Origin of the sequence: Aquitalea sp. ASV15 (assembly GCF_016429115.1) — a bacterium.
GTDB lineage: Bacteria > Pseudomonadota > Gammaproteobacteria > Burkholderiales > Chromobacteriaceae > Aquitalea > Aquitalea magnusonii.
This window is the reverse complement of sequence record NZ_JAELTZ010000031.1, coordinates 19,127-33,048: the sequence shown is the minus strand read 5'-3', so window position 1 is coordinate 33,048 and position 13,922 is coordinate 19,127. Positions and strand designations below refer to the sequence as shown.

12 protein-coding genes are annotated in these 13,922 nt (G+C 63.8%); 3 read left to right on the top strand and 9 right to left on the bottom strand.

The features are described 5' to 3' along the window. Positions 1 to 40: 40 nt before the first annotated feature. The 9 genes from JHD64_RS14155 to edd form a co-directional block, all read right to left on the bottom strand. The gene (locus JHD64_RS14155; RefSeq protein ID WP_233170504.1) at positions 41 to 937 is read right to left on the bottom strand and encodes an aldo/keto reductase family oxidoreductase; all 897 of its coding nucleotides are present in this window, start codon (positions 935 to 937) and stop codon (positions 41 to 43) included. Continuing rightward, positions 937 to 2,046, bottom strand: coding sequence for an ABC transporter ATP-binding protein (locus tag JHD64_RS14150; RefSeq protein ID WP_059287257.1), 1,110 nt, complete (start codon positions 2,044 to 2,046; stop codon positions 937 to 939). The genes JHD64_RS14155 and JHD64_RS14150 overlap by 1 nt, the downstream gene beginning before the upstream one ends. 3 nt (positions 2,047 to 2,049) lie before the next feature. Further along, positions 2,050 to 2,853 (bottom strand): carbohydrate ABC transporter permease, encoded by an 804-nt coding sequence (locus JHD64_RS14145; RefSeq protein ID WP_193394315.1) that lies wholly within the window; start codon positions 2,851 to 2,853, stop codon positions 2,050 to 2,052. 46 nt (positions 2,854 to 2,899) lie between these two features. Beyond that, positions 2,900 to 3,802, bottom strand: coding sequence for a carbohydrate ABC transporter permease (locus JHD64_RS14140; RefSeq protein ID WP_059287259.1), 903 nt, complete (start codon positions 3,800 to 3,802; stop codon positions 2,900 to 2,902). A 203-nt stretch (positions 3,803 to 4,005) separates the two neighbouring features. Then, positions 4,006 to 5,250 carry an ABC transporter substrate-binding protein gene (locus tag JHD64_RS14135; RefSeq protein WP_059287260.1) on the bottom strand — a complete coding sequence of 415 codons (1,245 nt, stop codon included), beginning with the start codon at positions 5,248 to 5,250 and terminating at the stop codon, positions 4,006 to 4,008. Positions 5,251 to 5,509: 259 nt separating this feature from the next. Beyond that, complete coding sequence (locus JHD64_RS14130; protein ID WP_110313064.1) at positions 5,510 to 6,946, bottom strand: sensor histidine kinase; 1,437 nt, start codon at positions 6,944 to 6,946, stop codon at positions 5,510 to 5,512. Further along, the gene (locus JHD64_RS14125) at positions 6,939 to 7,634 is read right to left on the bottom strand and encodes a response regulator transcription factor (protein ID WP_199053615.1); all 696 of its coding nucleotides are present in this window, start codon (positions 7,632 to 7,634) and stop codon (positions 6,939 to 6,941) included. Before JHD64_RS14125 ends, JHD64_RS14130 begins: the two co-directional genes overlap by 8 nt. 333 nt (positions 7,635 to 7,967) lie before the next feature. Then, the gene (locus JHD64_RS14120) at positions 7,968 to 8,591 is read right to left on the bottom strand and encodes a bifunctional 4-hydroxy-2-oxoglutarate aldolase/2-dehydro-3-deoxy-phosphogluconate aldolase (RefSeq protein WP_199053613.1); all 624 of its coding nucleotides are present in this window, start codon (positions 8,589 to 8,591) and stop codon (positions 7,968 to 7,970) included. A 1-nt stretch (position 8,592) separates the two neighbouring features. Then, positions 8,593 to 10,428 carry a phosphogluconate dehydratase gene (edd, locus tag JHD64_RS14115; RefSeq protein WP_110313061.1) on the bottom strand — a complete coding sequence of 612 codons (1,836 nt, stop codon included), beginning with the start codon at positions 10,426 to 10,428 and terminating at the stop codon, positions 8,593 to 8,595. A gap of 249 nt (positions 10,429 to 10,677) precedes the next feature. Here edd and zwf point away from each other — a divergent pair, with 249 nt between their 5' ends. The 3 genes from zwf (at position 10,678) to JHD64_RS14100 (ending at position 13,922) form a co-directional block, all read left to right on the top strand. After that, positions 10,678 to 12,156 (top strand): glucose-6-phosphate dehydrogenase, encoded by a 1,479-nt coding sequence (gene zwf / locus JHD64_RS14110; RefSeq protein ID WP_059287458.1) that lies wholly within the window; start codon positions 10,678 to 10,680, stop codon positions 12,154 to 12,156. 130 nt (positions 12,157 to 12,286) lie between these two features. Next, positions 12,287 to 12,964: a 6-phosphogluconolactonase gene (gene pgl, locus JHD64_RS14105; protein ID WP_110313060.1), complete on the top strand. Its 678-nt coding sequence runs from the start codon at positions 12,287 to 12,289 to the stop codon at positions 12,962 to 12,964. Beyond that, entirely contained in the window at positions 12,945 to 13,922 is a 978-nt protein-coding gene (locus tag JHD64_RS14100) for a glucokinase (RefSeq protein WP_199053611.1), read from the top strand. The genes pgl and JHD64_RS14100 overlap by 20 nt, the downstream gene beginning before the upstream one ends.

Sequence of the window (13,922 nt, the reverse complement as noted above, 5' to 3'; positions counted from 1 at the left end):
GCGCGGAAAAAAAGATTTAAAAGGCCGTCGCTGCGCGCATTCAGGCCAGGCTGTGGCCATGGGCGGCTTCCAGCAGCGCAAACCAGTGCTGGCGCTCCAGTTGCAGGCGGCAGGCGGCGGCAGCTTCATCCAGCGAATGCAGGCTGCGCGAGCCGGAGATGGGGATGGGGCGAGCCGGATGGCGCAACAGCCAGGCCAGCGCCAGCGTGGCAGGGGTGACGGCCAACTCGGCGGCCATCTGCTGCAGTGCCGCGTGCAGTGCCGGGTGAGCGGCCGGCTGCAACAGACGGCCACCCGCCAGCGGCGACCATACCATGGGGCGGATGCCGGCTTGCAGGCATTGATCGAAGCTGCCATCGAACAGCGGGGCGGTGTGCAGCAGCGAGGCTTCCAGCTGATTGGTCAGCAAGGGCGTGCGGGAGGCCAGCAGGGCAAACTGGCTGGGGCTGAAGTTGGACACGCCAAAATGCCGCACCTTGCCGCTTTCTTTAAGGCTGGCAAAGGCCGCGGCCACCTCGTCCGGGTCCATGAGCGGGTCCGGGCGGTGAATCAGCAGCAGGTCCAGGTAGTCCGTGCCCAGATTGCGCAGGGAAGCCTCCACCGAAGCCAGGATATGGGCGCGGCTGCTGTCGTAATGCTTGACCTGCCAGCCACGGCTGGCATCTTCCGGCTTGATGCCGCACTTGCTCACCAGCTGGATATACTCGCGCTGTCCGGGATTGGCCTTCAGCCACTGGCCGAACAGCGCCTCGCAGCGAAAGCCGCCGTACAGGTCGGCATGGTCGAAGGTGGTGATGCCGAGCTGGATGGCATGCTCGATCCAGCATGCCAGTTCCGCAGGGGAGAAATTCCAGTCGTGCAGCCGCCACAGGCCGGCGGCTACCGGAGAAAAAACTGGCCCTCCGGGGGCCAGTTGTGCAGATGACAAGCTGTGCATCAGGCAATCCGTTGTTCGGTGGCGGGGTCGAACAGCACGGCCTTGGACACGTCGAATACCAGTTCCATGCTGTGGCCCGGCAGTTTGGCTTCGGTCGGGTGGGTACGGCAGCATACCTTGGTGTTGTTGAGCGAGACAAACACCAGGGTGTCCGGGCCGGTGGGTTCGATCACGTCGATGTGGCAGGCCATTACCGGCAGCCCTGCGCGGTAGGCGGTGCGGGCATCGGTGATTTGCTCCGGGCGGATGCCGAAGATGACTTCGCGGCCCAGCCAGGGCTGCATCTTGTCCTGGGCATGCGGCAGCGGCAGGATGACGCAACCCTGGTCGTCACAGATTTTCACCCCCAGTACCCCGGCCGATTCCACCACCTGCGCCGGAATGAAGTTCATCGACGGCGAGCCGATAAAGCTCGCCACAAACAGATTGGCCGGGTTGTCGTAGATGTCTTGCGGGCTGCCAAACTGCTGCACGATGCCGTCCTTCATCACCGCAATGCGGTCGCCCAGCGTCATGGCTTCGATCTGGTCGTGGGTGACATAGACGATGGTGGATTTCAGCCGCTGGTGCATCAGCTTGATTTCGGTACGCATTTCCACCCGCAGCTTGGCGTCCAGATTGGACAGCGGCTCGTCAAACAGGAAGATGGAGGGGTTGCGCGCCAAAGCACGGCCCATGGCCACACGCTGGCGCTGGCCGCCGGACAGTTGCGAGGGCTTGCGGTCCAGCAGGTGGGTCATTTGCAGCATCTGCGCCACGCGCTCGACGGTGGCGTCGATTTCGCCCTGCGGCATCTTGCGGATTTCCAGGCCGAAGCTGATGTTCTTGCGCACGCTCATCGACGGGTAGAGCGCATAGCTCTGGAATACCATGGCGATGTCGCGGTCCTTGGGTGACAAATCATTCACCCGTTTGCCGCCGATTTCGATATCGCCGCTGGAGATGTCATCCAGCCCGGCAATCATGTTCAGCAGCGTGGATTTGCCGCAGCCGGAGGGGCCTACCAGAATCAGGAACTGGCCGTCTTCGATGGCGATGTCGATGCCCTTGAGCACCTCGGTGCCGTTGGCGTAAGTCTTGCACACATTATTGATGGAGAGAGCAGCCATCGTTCAACCTTTCACAGCACCGGCTGTCAGGCCACGCACGAAGTAGCGGCCGGCAACCATGTAAACGAACAGGGTGGGCAGGGCGGCAATGATGGCCGCTGCCATGTCCACGTTGTATTCCTTCACCCCGGTAGAGGTGTTCACCAGATTGTTCAGCGCCACGGTGATGGGCTGTGATTCGCCGGAGGCAAACACCACGCCGAACAGGAAGTCGTTCCAGATCTGGGTGAACTGCCAGATCACGCACACCATGAAGATGGGACCGGAAATGGGCAGCAGGATGCGGAAAAAGATGGTCCAGAAACCGGCACCGTCAATGCGCGCGGCCTTGACCAGCTCGTCCGGGATGGTGACGAAGAAGTTGCGGAAGAACAGCGTGGTAAAGGCCAGGCCGTAAATCACATGCACCAGGATCAGCCCGCTGGTGGTATTGGCAATGCCCAGCTCGCCCAGCAGGCGTGCCATCGGCAGCAGCACCACCTGGAAGGGAATGAAACAGCCCACCAGCAGCAGGGTGAACAGCACGTCCGAGCCACGGAAGCGCCACATCGACACCACATAGCCGTTGACCGCGCCAATCAGCGTGGAAATCAGCACCGAGGGCACGGCCATCTTCACCGAATTCCAGAAAAAGCCTTTCATGCCGCCACATTCCACGCCGGTGCAGGCGCTGGACCAGGCCTTGCTCCAGGCATCAAAGGTGATGGATTGCGGCAGGGCAATCAGGTTGCCGCCACGGATGTCGTCGAGGGTTTTTACCGAGGTGGACAGCATCACATACAAGGGCAGCAGGTAGTAAATGGCCATCAGCAGCAGTGCGGCATACAGCACGATGCGGCCGGGAGTGAGGTGTTTAGCCACGTTTGGCGCTCCTTGTTTCCATATACATCAGCGGCACCAGCACGGCGACGATGGTCATCAGCATCATCATGGCCGAGGCGGCCCCCAGGCCCAGCTGGCCACGGGTAAAGGCAAACTGGTACATGAAGATGGCCGGTACGTCGGATGCCGTGCCGGGGCCGCCGCCGGTCAGCGCCATCACCAGGTCGAAGCTCTTGATGGCGATGTGCGACAGGATCAGCAGCACGCTGAAAAACACCGGGCGCAGGCTGGGGATGATGATGCGCCAGTAGATCACCGGCAGGCTGGCGCCATCCACCTGGGCGGCCTTGATGATGGAGTCGTCGATGCCGCGCAGGCCGGCCAGGAACAGCGCCATCACAAAGCCCGACGACTGCCACACCCCGGCAATCACCACGGTGTAGATGGCCTTGTCCGGGTCCACCAGCCAGTCGAAGGTGAAGTCGGGAAAGCCCCAGTCATTGATGACCTTTTGCAGGCCCATGTCGGGGTTGAGCATCCATTTCCAGGCGGTGCCGGTGACGATGAAGGACAGCGCCATCGGGTACAGGTAAATGGTGCGCAGCGTGCCTTCGGCACGGATTTTCTGGTCTAGCAGTACGGCCAGGAACAGGCCGACCGCCAGCGTGCAGCCGATGAACAGGCCGCCGAAAATGCCCAGATTGGTGACGGCGGTCCACCAGCGGTCATTCTCGAACAGCGCCTGATACTGGATCAGGCCGGCCAGGTCCATCTGAGGCAGCAGGCGCGACTCGGTCAGCGACAGCCAGCCGGTCCAGGCGATAAAGCCGTAGACGAACACCAGGCTGATCAGCAAGGTGGGCGACAGCACCAGCTTGGGCAGCCAGCGGTCTGCCAGTGCCGACAGACTGGCTTGTGATTGGGATGTGGACATGAATCAATCCTCGCCATGCCGCTGAGGCGGGACCGCGCGGCGCGCAGCCTCGATCTGTCCTGGCGGGGGCAGGACGGATGGTCAGACGGTATGGCTTGCTTGGCTAGGAGTTAGACAGACAGCCGCTGGTGGCAGGGTGCAACAGGGCTGTCCACGCAAAAAAGCGCCCGGGCCGGTTGACCCGGGGCAAGGTTGCTGCTCGCTTAGTGCACTTTCCCGGCCTTGGCCAGACGTTCGGTGGCGGTTTTCGGGCTCATGGAAGAGTTCATGAACTGCGAAATCACGTCGTCCATGGCGCCTTCGGTGGCCGATGCCATGGCCATCTTGTGGGCAAAGCTGGGCACCAGGCCGCCGCTCTTGGAGGCAGCGGTCAGGTCGGCCTTGGACTTCTTGGCACAGTCGTCAAACTTGTCCATCGGCGTGTCCAGGCGGGCCGGGATGGAGCCCTTGTTCAGGTTGAACACTTCCTGGAAGTTCTTGCTCATCACGGTTTCGGCCAGATCAGCCTGCGCCTTCTGTGCGGCCGGGTCCTTCTGCTTGAACATGGCCAGGCTGTCGATATTGAAGGTGAAGCTGCCCGCCGTGCCCGGTGCGGCTACGCACAGGAAGTCCTTGCCCGGCTTCTTGCCGGCGGCGGTGAATTCGCCCTTGGCCCAGTCGCCCATGAACTGCATGCCGGCCTTGCCGTTGATCACCATGGCGGTGGCCAGGTTCCAGTCGCGGCCGGCGGCACCCTTGTCGATATAGCCCTTCACACGCTGCAGGGTTTCAAACACCTTGACCGTGGTCGGGCCGGCCAGGGTGGCCTGGTCCAGCTGCACGAAGGCCTTCTTGTAGTAGGCCGGGCCACCGACACCCAGTGCCACCGATTCAAACAGGGTGGCGTCCTGCCACGGCTGGCCGCCATGGGCGATGGGCATGATGCCGGCTTTTTGCAGCTTGTCGGCGGCTTCGAAGAACTCTGGCCAGGTGGTCGGCACCTTGGCACCGGCCTTCTTGAAGGCATCCGGGTTCACCCACAGCCAGTTCACGCGGTGCACGTTGACCGGAGCGGCCACGTACTGGCCCTTGTATTTCATCACCTGGCTGACCACCGGCGGCAGCTGCTTGTCCCAGCCTTCGGCCTTGGCCACGGCATCGATATTGGCCAGCACGCCTTCGGCACCCCATTCCTGGATGGCCGGGCCCTTGATCTGGGCGGCGGTCGGCGGGTTGCCGGATACCACGCGGGTTTTCAGCGCGGTCATGGCATTGTCGCCACCGCCACCGGCCACGGCGAAGTCTTTCCAGTTATCGCCCTTGGCGGTCATCATTTTTTTCAGTTCGGCCACGGACTTGGCTTCGCCGCCCGAGGTCCACCAGTGCAGCACTTCCACTTCGCCGGCAAATACCGTGGCCGGCAGCAGGGTGGCAGCCAGCAGTGCTGCGCTCAATTGCGTGCGTTTCATTCTCTTGTCTCCATCTTGTAGCGTTGCATTTCGGTTTTTTATGATGCATCCGGCAGCGCTCGGCCAGGACCGGGGCCGGATGTGCAAGAACTATAGCGGCAGATTGTAAGTTTTGTGTAAGGTTTGAAGCGAAATGCTGTAAGAAAATGACAGAGCCTGAATGCGACGCAGCATGACATTGGAGATAATTCAATAGACATAAGGCACTGCGCTGGTGCTGCTATGCAGCAAAATGGTGCGCCGTAGTGTGTCAACTACACTACGGGCCAGTATGAGCGGGGGGATTTTCCCGCTGGAACAGCAGGCTGGCACACAGTCCGTGCGGGCTGTTGTCGTGCAGTTCCACCCGCGTGTGATGGCGGCGGGCAATCTCCTGCACGATGGCCAGACCCAGGCCGCAGCCCTTGCCGCCTGCCAGATTGTTGACCCGGTAAAAGCGCTGGAACACCTTGTCGCGTTCTGCCGGGGCAATGCCGGGGCCGGTATCGCACACCTGCAATTGCACATGCCGGCCCTGCCGGCGCAGTGTCACGGTGATTTCGCCGCCGGGCGGGGTGTACTGGATGGCGTTGTCCAGCAGATTGGCCAACAGTTCGCGCAGCAGGCCGGCATGGCCCAGCACCAGCAGGCTGTCGTCATCGCTGTCCAGCCCCAGGTCCAGCTTGCGCGCCAGCGCGCGCGGCACGGCCTCGGCGGTGACTTCGCGGGTCAGCTGGTTAAGGTCCAGCAGGCTGCGCTGCAAGCCGGTTTCCGGCTCGGCCCGGGCCAGCGCCAGCAGCTGGTTCACCAGGTGAATGGAGCGGGCCACGCTGGTTTCCACCTGCTCCAGCTGGCGGCAGGCGCGCGGAATGTCCGGCGTGCTGCCCAATAGTTCGGCCTTGACCAGTTCGCTCTGCGATTTCAGCCCGGCCAGCGGCGTGCGCAGCTGATGGGCGGCATCGCCGATAAAGCGCCGCTGCTGTTCCACCTGGCGATTCACCTCTTCCAGCAGGCTGTTGATGGCGGCGGTGAGCGCACGCACTTCCGCCGGGGCATTATTGAGCTCGATGGGTGCCATATCGCGTGGCGAGCGGTTTTCCACCACCCGGCGCAGGCGGCGCAGTGGCGACAGGCCGCGGCTGATGCCGGCCCAGACCAGCAGGCTGGTCAGCAGCATCAGACCCAGCAGCGGCAGGCCCATGTCGAACAGGATCTTGCGCGTCAGCTCGGCACTCAGTGCCCGGCTTTTGGCCACCTGTACCAGCATCAGCTGTGGTTGCTCCGGCGTGCCGGCTTGCAGATAGAGTGCCGCCACCCGCACATCCTGGCCCTTCATGCTGGCATTGTAGAAATAGCTGTTGCCGGCCTTGGCCAGCAGTGCGCGCGGTGGCGCGGGCATGGCCGGTTCGCCCAGCAAAAAGGCGGCCGGTGGTGAGCTGACCCGGTAATAGACGCGGTCGGTCGGGTCTTCTTCGAGGATTTCGCGCGCGGCCCGCGGGAAGTCGACATAGAAACCATTGCCAAAGGGTTTGACCTGCCGCGCCAGCGCGCGCGAGGTTTGCGCCAGCGTCTGGTCGATCACCTCGTTGGCGTAACGTACCGCCATGGCGTGCGCCAGCATGGCGGCAGCCAGCCACAGCACCAGCTGCGGCAGTAGCAGCCAGATCAGCAGCTGGCGGCGCAGGGAGAGTTGGCGCGGGCGGGCCGACTCAGTCATCGGCAGCCAGCATCAAGAGATAACCCAGGCCGCGTACCGCGCGGATACCCACGCCGCTGCCATCCAGCTTCTTGCGCAGGCGGTGCACATAGACTTCCACGGCATTGCTGCCGATTTCCTCGCCCTCGCCGGACAGGGCGGCGGAGATTTGTTCCTTGCTCAGCACTTTTTCGGCCTGGCTCATCAGGATGAACAGCAGCTCCAGCTCGCGTGCCGACAGCTCCAGCGGCTGCGCGCCGGCCCAGGCGCGCTGGGCGCTGCGGTCCAGTCGCAGCGGGCCGAACTGCAGTTCTTCCCGTTGCAGTTCGTCGCGCACGCTATCGCTGGCGCGCTGGCGGCGCAGCAGGGCGCGGATGCGGGCTTCCAGTTCCGGGAAATCAAAGGGTTTGACCAGATAGTCGTCGGCGCCGGCATCCAGCCCGGCCACGCGGTCTTCCATGCTGTCCAGGGCAGTGAGCAGCAAAATGGGCAGGGCCGGCTGGTGTACCCGCACATGGCGCAGCACCTTCAGTCCGTCCTGTCCGGGCAGGCCGATATCCAGAATGACGGCATCAAAGCTCTCGCTCAGCAGCAGCTGTTGCGCAGCCAGGCCATCGCTGCGATGGCTGACCTCGAAGCCCAGCTGGGTCAGGCGGGTAAGCAGGGCATCGGCCAGTACGGCATCGTCTTCGGCCAGAAACAGTTTCATAGGAGCGGCAGGCGGCAGGTGAAGCCAAGATGGTAGTGCAGATCCGCCGGGCTGTGCCATTGGCGTGCGCTGTGCGCTGCAACAAAAAAGCCCGCACGAGGCGGGCTTGCAGGCTGCTGACAAAGTAATCTGGTTCGATTGCACTGGACCCGGCAAAGCCGGGCCTTTCGACTCACTTATTGATTCCGCAGCCTTCCCATCTATTCCCCATCCCCCCGCCCTTGCCTTGCCAATTGAAGATGGGAGCCTCGCTTTCTTTTCAGAAAGCGAGAGGAGTTGGTCAACAATCAGTAAAGCCCGCACGAGGCGGGCTTATATATTGCGTGGGCGGGTTTACTGCGCCAGCGCGCTGGCCTGCCTGGCCAGTTCGGTGATGCGGGCCCAGTCGCGGTTGGCGATGGCGTCTTCCGGGGTCAGCCAGCTGCCGCCAACGGCCAGCACGTTTGGCAGGGCCAGGTAGTCCTTGGCCTTGACCAGATCAATGCCGCCGGTGGGGCAGAAGCGCAGGTCGGGCAGCGGGCCGGCCAGCGATTTCAGCAGCTTGATGCCGCCCACGGCTTCGGCCGGGAACAGCTTGAGGATGTCAAAGCCCTCGTCTTGGGCGCGCATGGCTTCCGAGGCGGTGGCCACACCCGGCAGCAGGGTGAGGTTGGCATTGCGCGCGGCCGAGGCCAGCTCCGGGGTCAGGCCGGGGCTGACGCCAAACTGGGCACCGGCATCCAGCGCGGCTTCCAGCTGGGCGCGGTTGCGCAGCGTGCCGGCACCGACAATGGCGCCGGGCACTTCGTCGCGCATGCGGCGCATGGCGGCCAGCGCCGCCTTGGTGCGCAGGGTGACTTCCAGCACGCGAATGCCGCCATCCACCAGCGCGCGCGCCAGGTCTACCGCAACAGCGGCGTCATTTACCACGATGACCGGCACTACCGGCCCCTGACGCAACAGGGTCAAAGCGTCCATATCAGTTTCTCCACAGCGGGTGATGGAAGCTCATGGCACCAGCTTCCGCGGCATCGGCCGATTCGCGGAATACCGCGAACAATTCACGCCCGACGCCAAATTGATTGTGTTGCAGATCGGCACTGATCTGCTCGCGCGCCGCCCATTCTGCGGCCGGCACTTTCACTTCCAGCGTGCCGGCATTGGCATCCAGTTTCACGATGTCGCCATCGCGAACCTTGCCGATACTACCGCCCATTACCGCCTCCGGCGAGACGTGGATGGCAGCCGGCACCTTGCCCGAAGCACCGGACATGCGGCCATCGGTGACCAGGGCCACGGCAAAGCCGCGTTCCTGCAGGATGGACAGGGCCGGGGTCAGCTTGTGCAGCTCCGGCATGCCGTTGGCGCGCGGGCCCTGGAAGCGGATGACGGCGACAAAGTCGCGTTCCAGTTCGCCACGCTTGAAGGCGGCCAGCAGTTCGTTCTGGTCGTGGAACACCACGGCCGGGGCTTCCACCACGCGGTGTTCCGGCTTGACGGCAGACACCTTGATCACGGCGCGGCCCAGGTTGCCCGCCACCACGCGCAGGCCGCCATCGGCGCTGAACGGGTTGGCTGCCGTACGCAGCACGCTGTCGTCGCCGCTCACCGCCGGGGCCGGACGCCATTTCAGTTCGCCATTGTCCAGCCAGGGTTCGTTGGCATAAGCCGACAGGCCACGGCCGACGATGGTGTCCACATCCTCGTGCAGCAGGCCGGCACCCAGCAGTTCGCGGATCACAAAGCCCATGCCGCCTGCGGCGTGGAAGTGGTTTACGTCGGCCTTGCCATTGGGGTAGACGCGGGTCAGCGACGGGATGATGGCCGACAGCTCGTCGAAATCGTCCCAGTTGATGTCGATGCCGGCGGCACGGGCAATGGCCACCAGATGCAGGGTGTGGTTGGTGGAGCCACCGGTGGCCAGCAGGCCGATGATGGCGTTGACGATGGATTTTTCATCAATCATGCGGCCCACCGGGGTGAAATGGTCACCCTGGGCGGCGATGTGCGCGGCCTGACGGGCGGCGGCGCGGGTCAGTGCCTCGCGCAGCGGTGTGCCCGGATTGACGAAGGCGGTACCCGGCAGGTGCAGGCCCATGATTTCCATCATCATCTGGTTGGAGTTGGCGGTGCCATAGAAGGTACAGGTGCCGGGGCCGTGGTAGGACTGGCACTCCGATTCCAGCAGCGCATCCCTTCCCACCTTGCCTTCGGCGAACAACTGGCGCACCTTCGCCTTTTCATCGTTGGCGATGCCGGTGGTCATCGGCCCGGCCGGCACGAATACCGCCGGCAGATGGCCGAAGGTCAGTGCGCCAATCAGCAGGCCGGGCACGATCTTGTCGCACACGCCCAGGTACAGGCTGGCGTCGAACATCTGGTGCGACAGCGCCACCGCGGTGCTCATGGCGATGACATCGCGCGAGAACAAGGACAGCTCCATGCCGGGCTGGCCCTGGGTCACGCCGTCGCACATGGCGGGCACGCCGCCGGCAAACTGGGCGGTGGCACCGGCCTTGAGCGCTTCTTCCTTGATCCAGGCCGGGTAGGCTTCCAGCGGCTGGTGGGCGGACAGCATGTCGTTATAAGCCGAGACGATGGCCAGGTTGGGGCGGTGTGCTTCCTTGAGGTAGATCTTGATATTGTCCGGCATGGCCGCAAAGGCGTGGGCCTGATTGGTGCAGGACAGCTGGGCGCGTTCTACCTTGCCCTGCTGGGCGGCGGCAGCCAGATGATTCAGATAGGCCGCGCGACGCTCGCGGCTGCGCTCTATGATGCGCTGGGTAACAGTGTGCAGTACCGGGTGCAGGGCCATGGCAATTCCCGTGATGAATGTGGGTAAATGGTAGTTTTACTACACTTAAATTGCAAGAAAACAGCCTGACCCAATTGCCGGCTTGTCCGGTCGAATGAGTGTGAAAGGCTTTCTGGTAAAGGTTTCTGCCAAATTTTCCATGAAATGGCAGGTGTTGCTTTCTATGTATTACCCCGGCAAATCACATGGACATGCCAAAATCGGGTGGTAATATAACTACATTGCAAATGCACGAGACGGAAGATCACTATGGATAACCGTAGCACGCCTACCCCTGCCTTCGATATGGTGCTGTTCGGTGGCACCGGCGACCTGGTCATGCGCAAGCTGTTGCCCTCCCTCTACCAGGCGCATGCCGCCAGCCTGCTCAACCAGCAAGGCCGCCTGCTGGCACTGGGCCGCAAGGCGATGAGCCGCGACGACTACCTGGCGCTGGTGGAAAAGAGCGCGCGCCAGCATGTCAAGGAACACTTCGATGCGGCGGCCTGGGCCTCTTTCTGCAGCCGTATCGACTATCTGCAGGTGGATGCCGGCAACGCCGCCCACTATCCGGCACTGGCCGAAGCCGTCGGCCAGCACCCGGAGCGGGTGGTGGTCTGTTATCTGGCCACCGCGCCCAATCTGTTCGCCGGCATTTGCGAAAACCTGGCCGCCGTCGGTCTGAACCGTCCCAACGTACGCGTGGTGCTGGAAAAGCCGCTGGGCATCGATCTGGATTCGTCCAACGAAATCAACGACGCCGTGGCCCACTTCTTCAAGGAAGAACAGCTGTACCGCATCGACCACTACCTGGGCAAGGAGTCGGTACAGAACCTGATGGCCATCCGCTTTGCCAATGCGCTGTTTGAACCGCTGTGGCGGCGCGAGTGGATTCACGACGTGCAGATCACCATTGCCGAGGACCTGGGCGTGGGCACCCGTGGCGACTTTTACGATGGCACCGGTGCGCTGCGCGACATGGTGCAGAACCACCTGCTGCAACTGCTGTGCATCGTCGCCATGGAGCCGCCGGCCAGCATGGAAGCCGATGCCGTGCGCGATGAAAAGCTCAAGGTACTCAAGGCCCTGCGCCCGTTCAGCGAGCAGGATGTGGCCAACAAGACGGTACGTGGCCAGTACAAGGCCGGTGCCGTGGCCGGCCAGCCGGTGGTGGGCTATCTGCAAGAGCAAGGCATTCCCGCCGACAGCCAGACCGAAACCTTTGTCGCCATCAAGGCGGAAATCGACAACTGGCGCTGGGCCGGCGTGCCCTTCTTCCTGCGTACCGGCAAGCGCATGCAGGACCGGCTGGCCGAAATCGTCATCAATTTCCGCGATGTGCCGCACCAGCTGTTCTCCGGCCCGCTCAGCGGCAGCCACACCGCCAACCGGCTGGTGATCCAGCTGCAGCCGGAAGAAAGCATCCGCCTGTACTTCCTGGCCAAGGAGCCGGGCGACACCATGCGCCTGCAGCCGGCCTTCCTCGACCTGGACTTCTACAAGGCCTTCAAGGTACGCCGCGCCGATGCCTACGAACGCCTGCTGCTGGACGTGATCCGCGGCAAGCTGGCGCTGTTCATGCGCCGTGACGAACTGGTGGAAGCCTGGCGCTGGGTGATGCCCATCATGGAATGCTGGCAAAACAGCAGCAATACCCCGCCCAAGCAATACACCGCCGGCACCTGGGGCCCGGCTGCTTCCAGCGCGCTGCTGAGCCGCGACGGCATCAGCTGGCACGAAGAAAGCTGATCGACCAGCCCGTCCGGGCCGCCAGTCCGGCGGCGCGGGCCGGACCATTCATAACAAGCCGGCCAGCAAGAGCGGCAAACACCCGGCGTCATGGAGATCAGGGGCCGGGTGCAAGGTGAGGATGACATGCATGCAATGGTTTGAATTCCCCGCAGCGGCGGACTGTGCCGCCGCGCTGGCCGCCACGGTGGCCCAGCGTCTGGAGCATGCACTGGCGCGCGATGGCCGCGCCGTGCTGGCCGTCTCCGGCGGCAAATCGCCGGTTCCCTTCTTTCACGCGCTGCGTAGCCAGCCGCTGGACTGGTCGCGGGTGGTGATCACCCTGGTGGACGAACGCTTCGTCCCGGCCGACCACCCCGACAGCAATGCCGCGCTGGTGCGCGAACATCTGCTACAGGATGCCGCCGCGGCCGCCCGTTTCCTGCCACTGGTGGGCGATGCCCGCGATGCCACCGCCGAACTGGCTGCCGCCAACGCCGCCTACCAACAACCGACTGTCGCCGTGCTGGGCATGGGTGAGGACGGCCATACCGCTTCGCTGTTTCCTGCTGCCGCGGCCCTGGCCGACGGGCTGGACCCGAGCCGCAGCCTGCCGCTGCTGACCGTGCAGCCGCTCACCGCGCCGCACCTGCGCGTGAGCATGAGCAAAGCGGCCCTGCTGGCGTGCGACAGCCTGATCCTGGCCATCCAGGGCGCGGGCAAGCGCCAGGTGTTCGATCAGGCGATGCAAGGCGTCAACGACAGCCTGCCCATCAGCCATTTCCTGCTGCAGACGGAGTGCCCCATCGATGTCTACTGGACTGCCTAATACCTGGCCACGGCTGGTGGCCGACATCGGCGGCACCAATGCCCGCTTTGCCCTGGAAACCGCCCCGGCGGTGCTGGAGGATGTCGAGGTACTGCCCTGTGCCGATTTCCCCACGCTGGAAACCGCCATGCGCAGCTATCTGGCGCGTGTCGGCACCCGTGCGGTGGCCCATGCCGCCATCGGCATTGCCAACCCGGTGACCGGCGACTGGGTGCAGATGACCAATCACCACTGGGCCTTCTCCATTGAAGCCACCCGGCTGGCGCTGGGGCTGACTTCGCTCATCGTCATCAACGATTTCACCGCGCTGGCGCTGGCGTTGCCGCACCTGCCACGCAAGGAGCTGGTGCAGGTGGGGGGCGGCGAGGCAATCAGTGGCAGCCCCTTGGCGCTGATCGGCCCCGGCACCGGCCTGGGCGTATCTGCCTTGCTGCCCTATCCGGGTGGCTATATGCCGCTGGCCGGCGAAGGTGGCCATGTCAGCTTTGCCCCCTTCGATGAACGTGAGGCCGCCATCTGGCGCTATGCGCGCGACCGCCACGGCCATGTGTCGGCCGAACGCCTGCTGTCCGGCCCCGGTCTGGTGTTGATCTACCACGCGCTGGCGGCACTGGCCGGCGAGCCCGAGCAAGATTTGTCCGCTGCCGACATCACCAGCCGTGGCCTCACTGGCAGCTGTCCGCGCTGCCGCGAAACGCTGGATGCCTTCTGCGCCATGCTGGGTACGGCGGCGGCCAACCTGGCGCTGACGCTCGGCGCCCGTGGCGGGGTATACCTTGGCGGTGGTATCGTTCCACGTTTGATCGACTACTTCAAAACGTCGCCATTCCGCCCGCGCTTCGAAGACAAGGGCCGCTTCTCCGCTTATCTGGCGGCGATTCCGGTGTTTGTCATCGATAGCCGCTACCCTGCGCTGATCGGCGCGTCGGCAGCGCTGGCGGCGCACCTGGAGCACTGA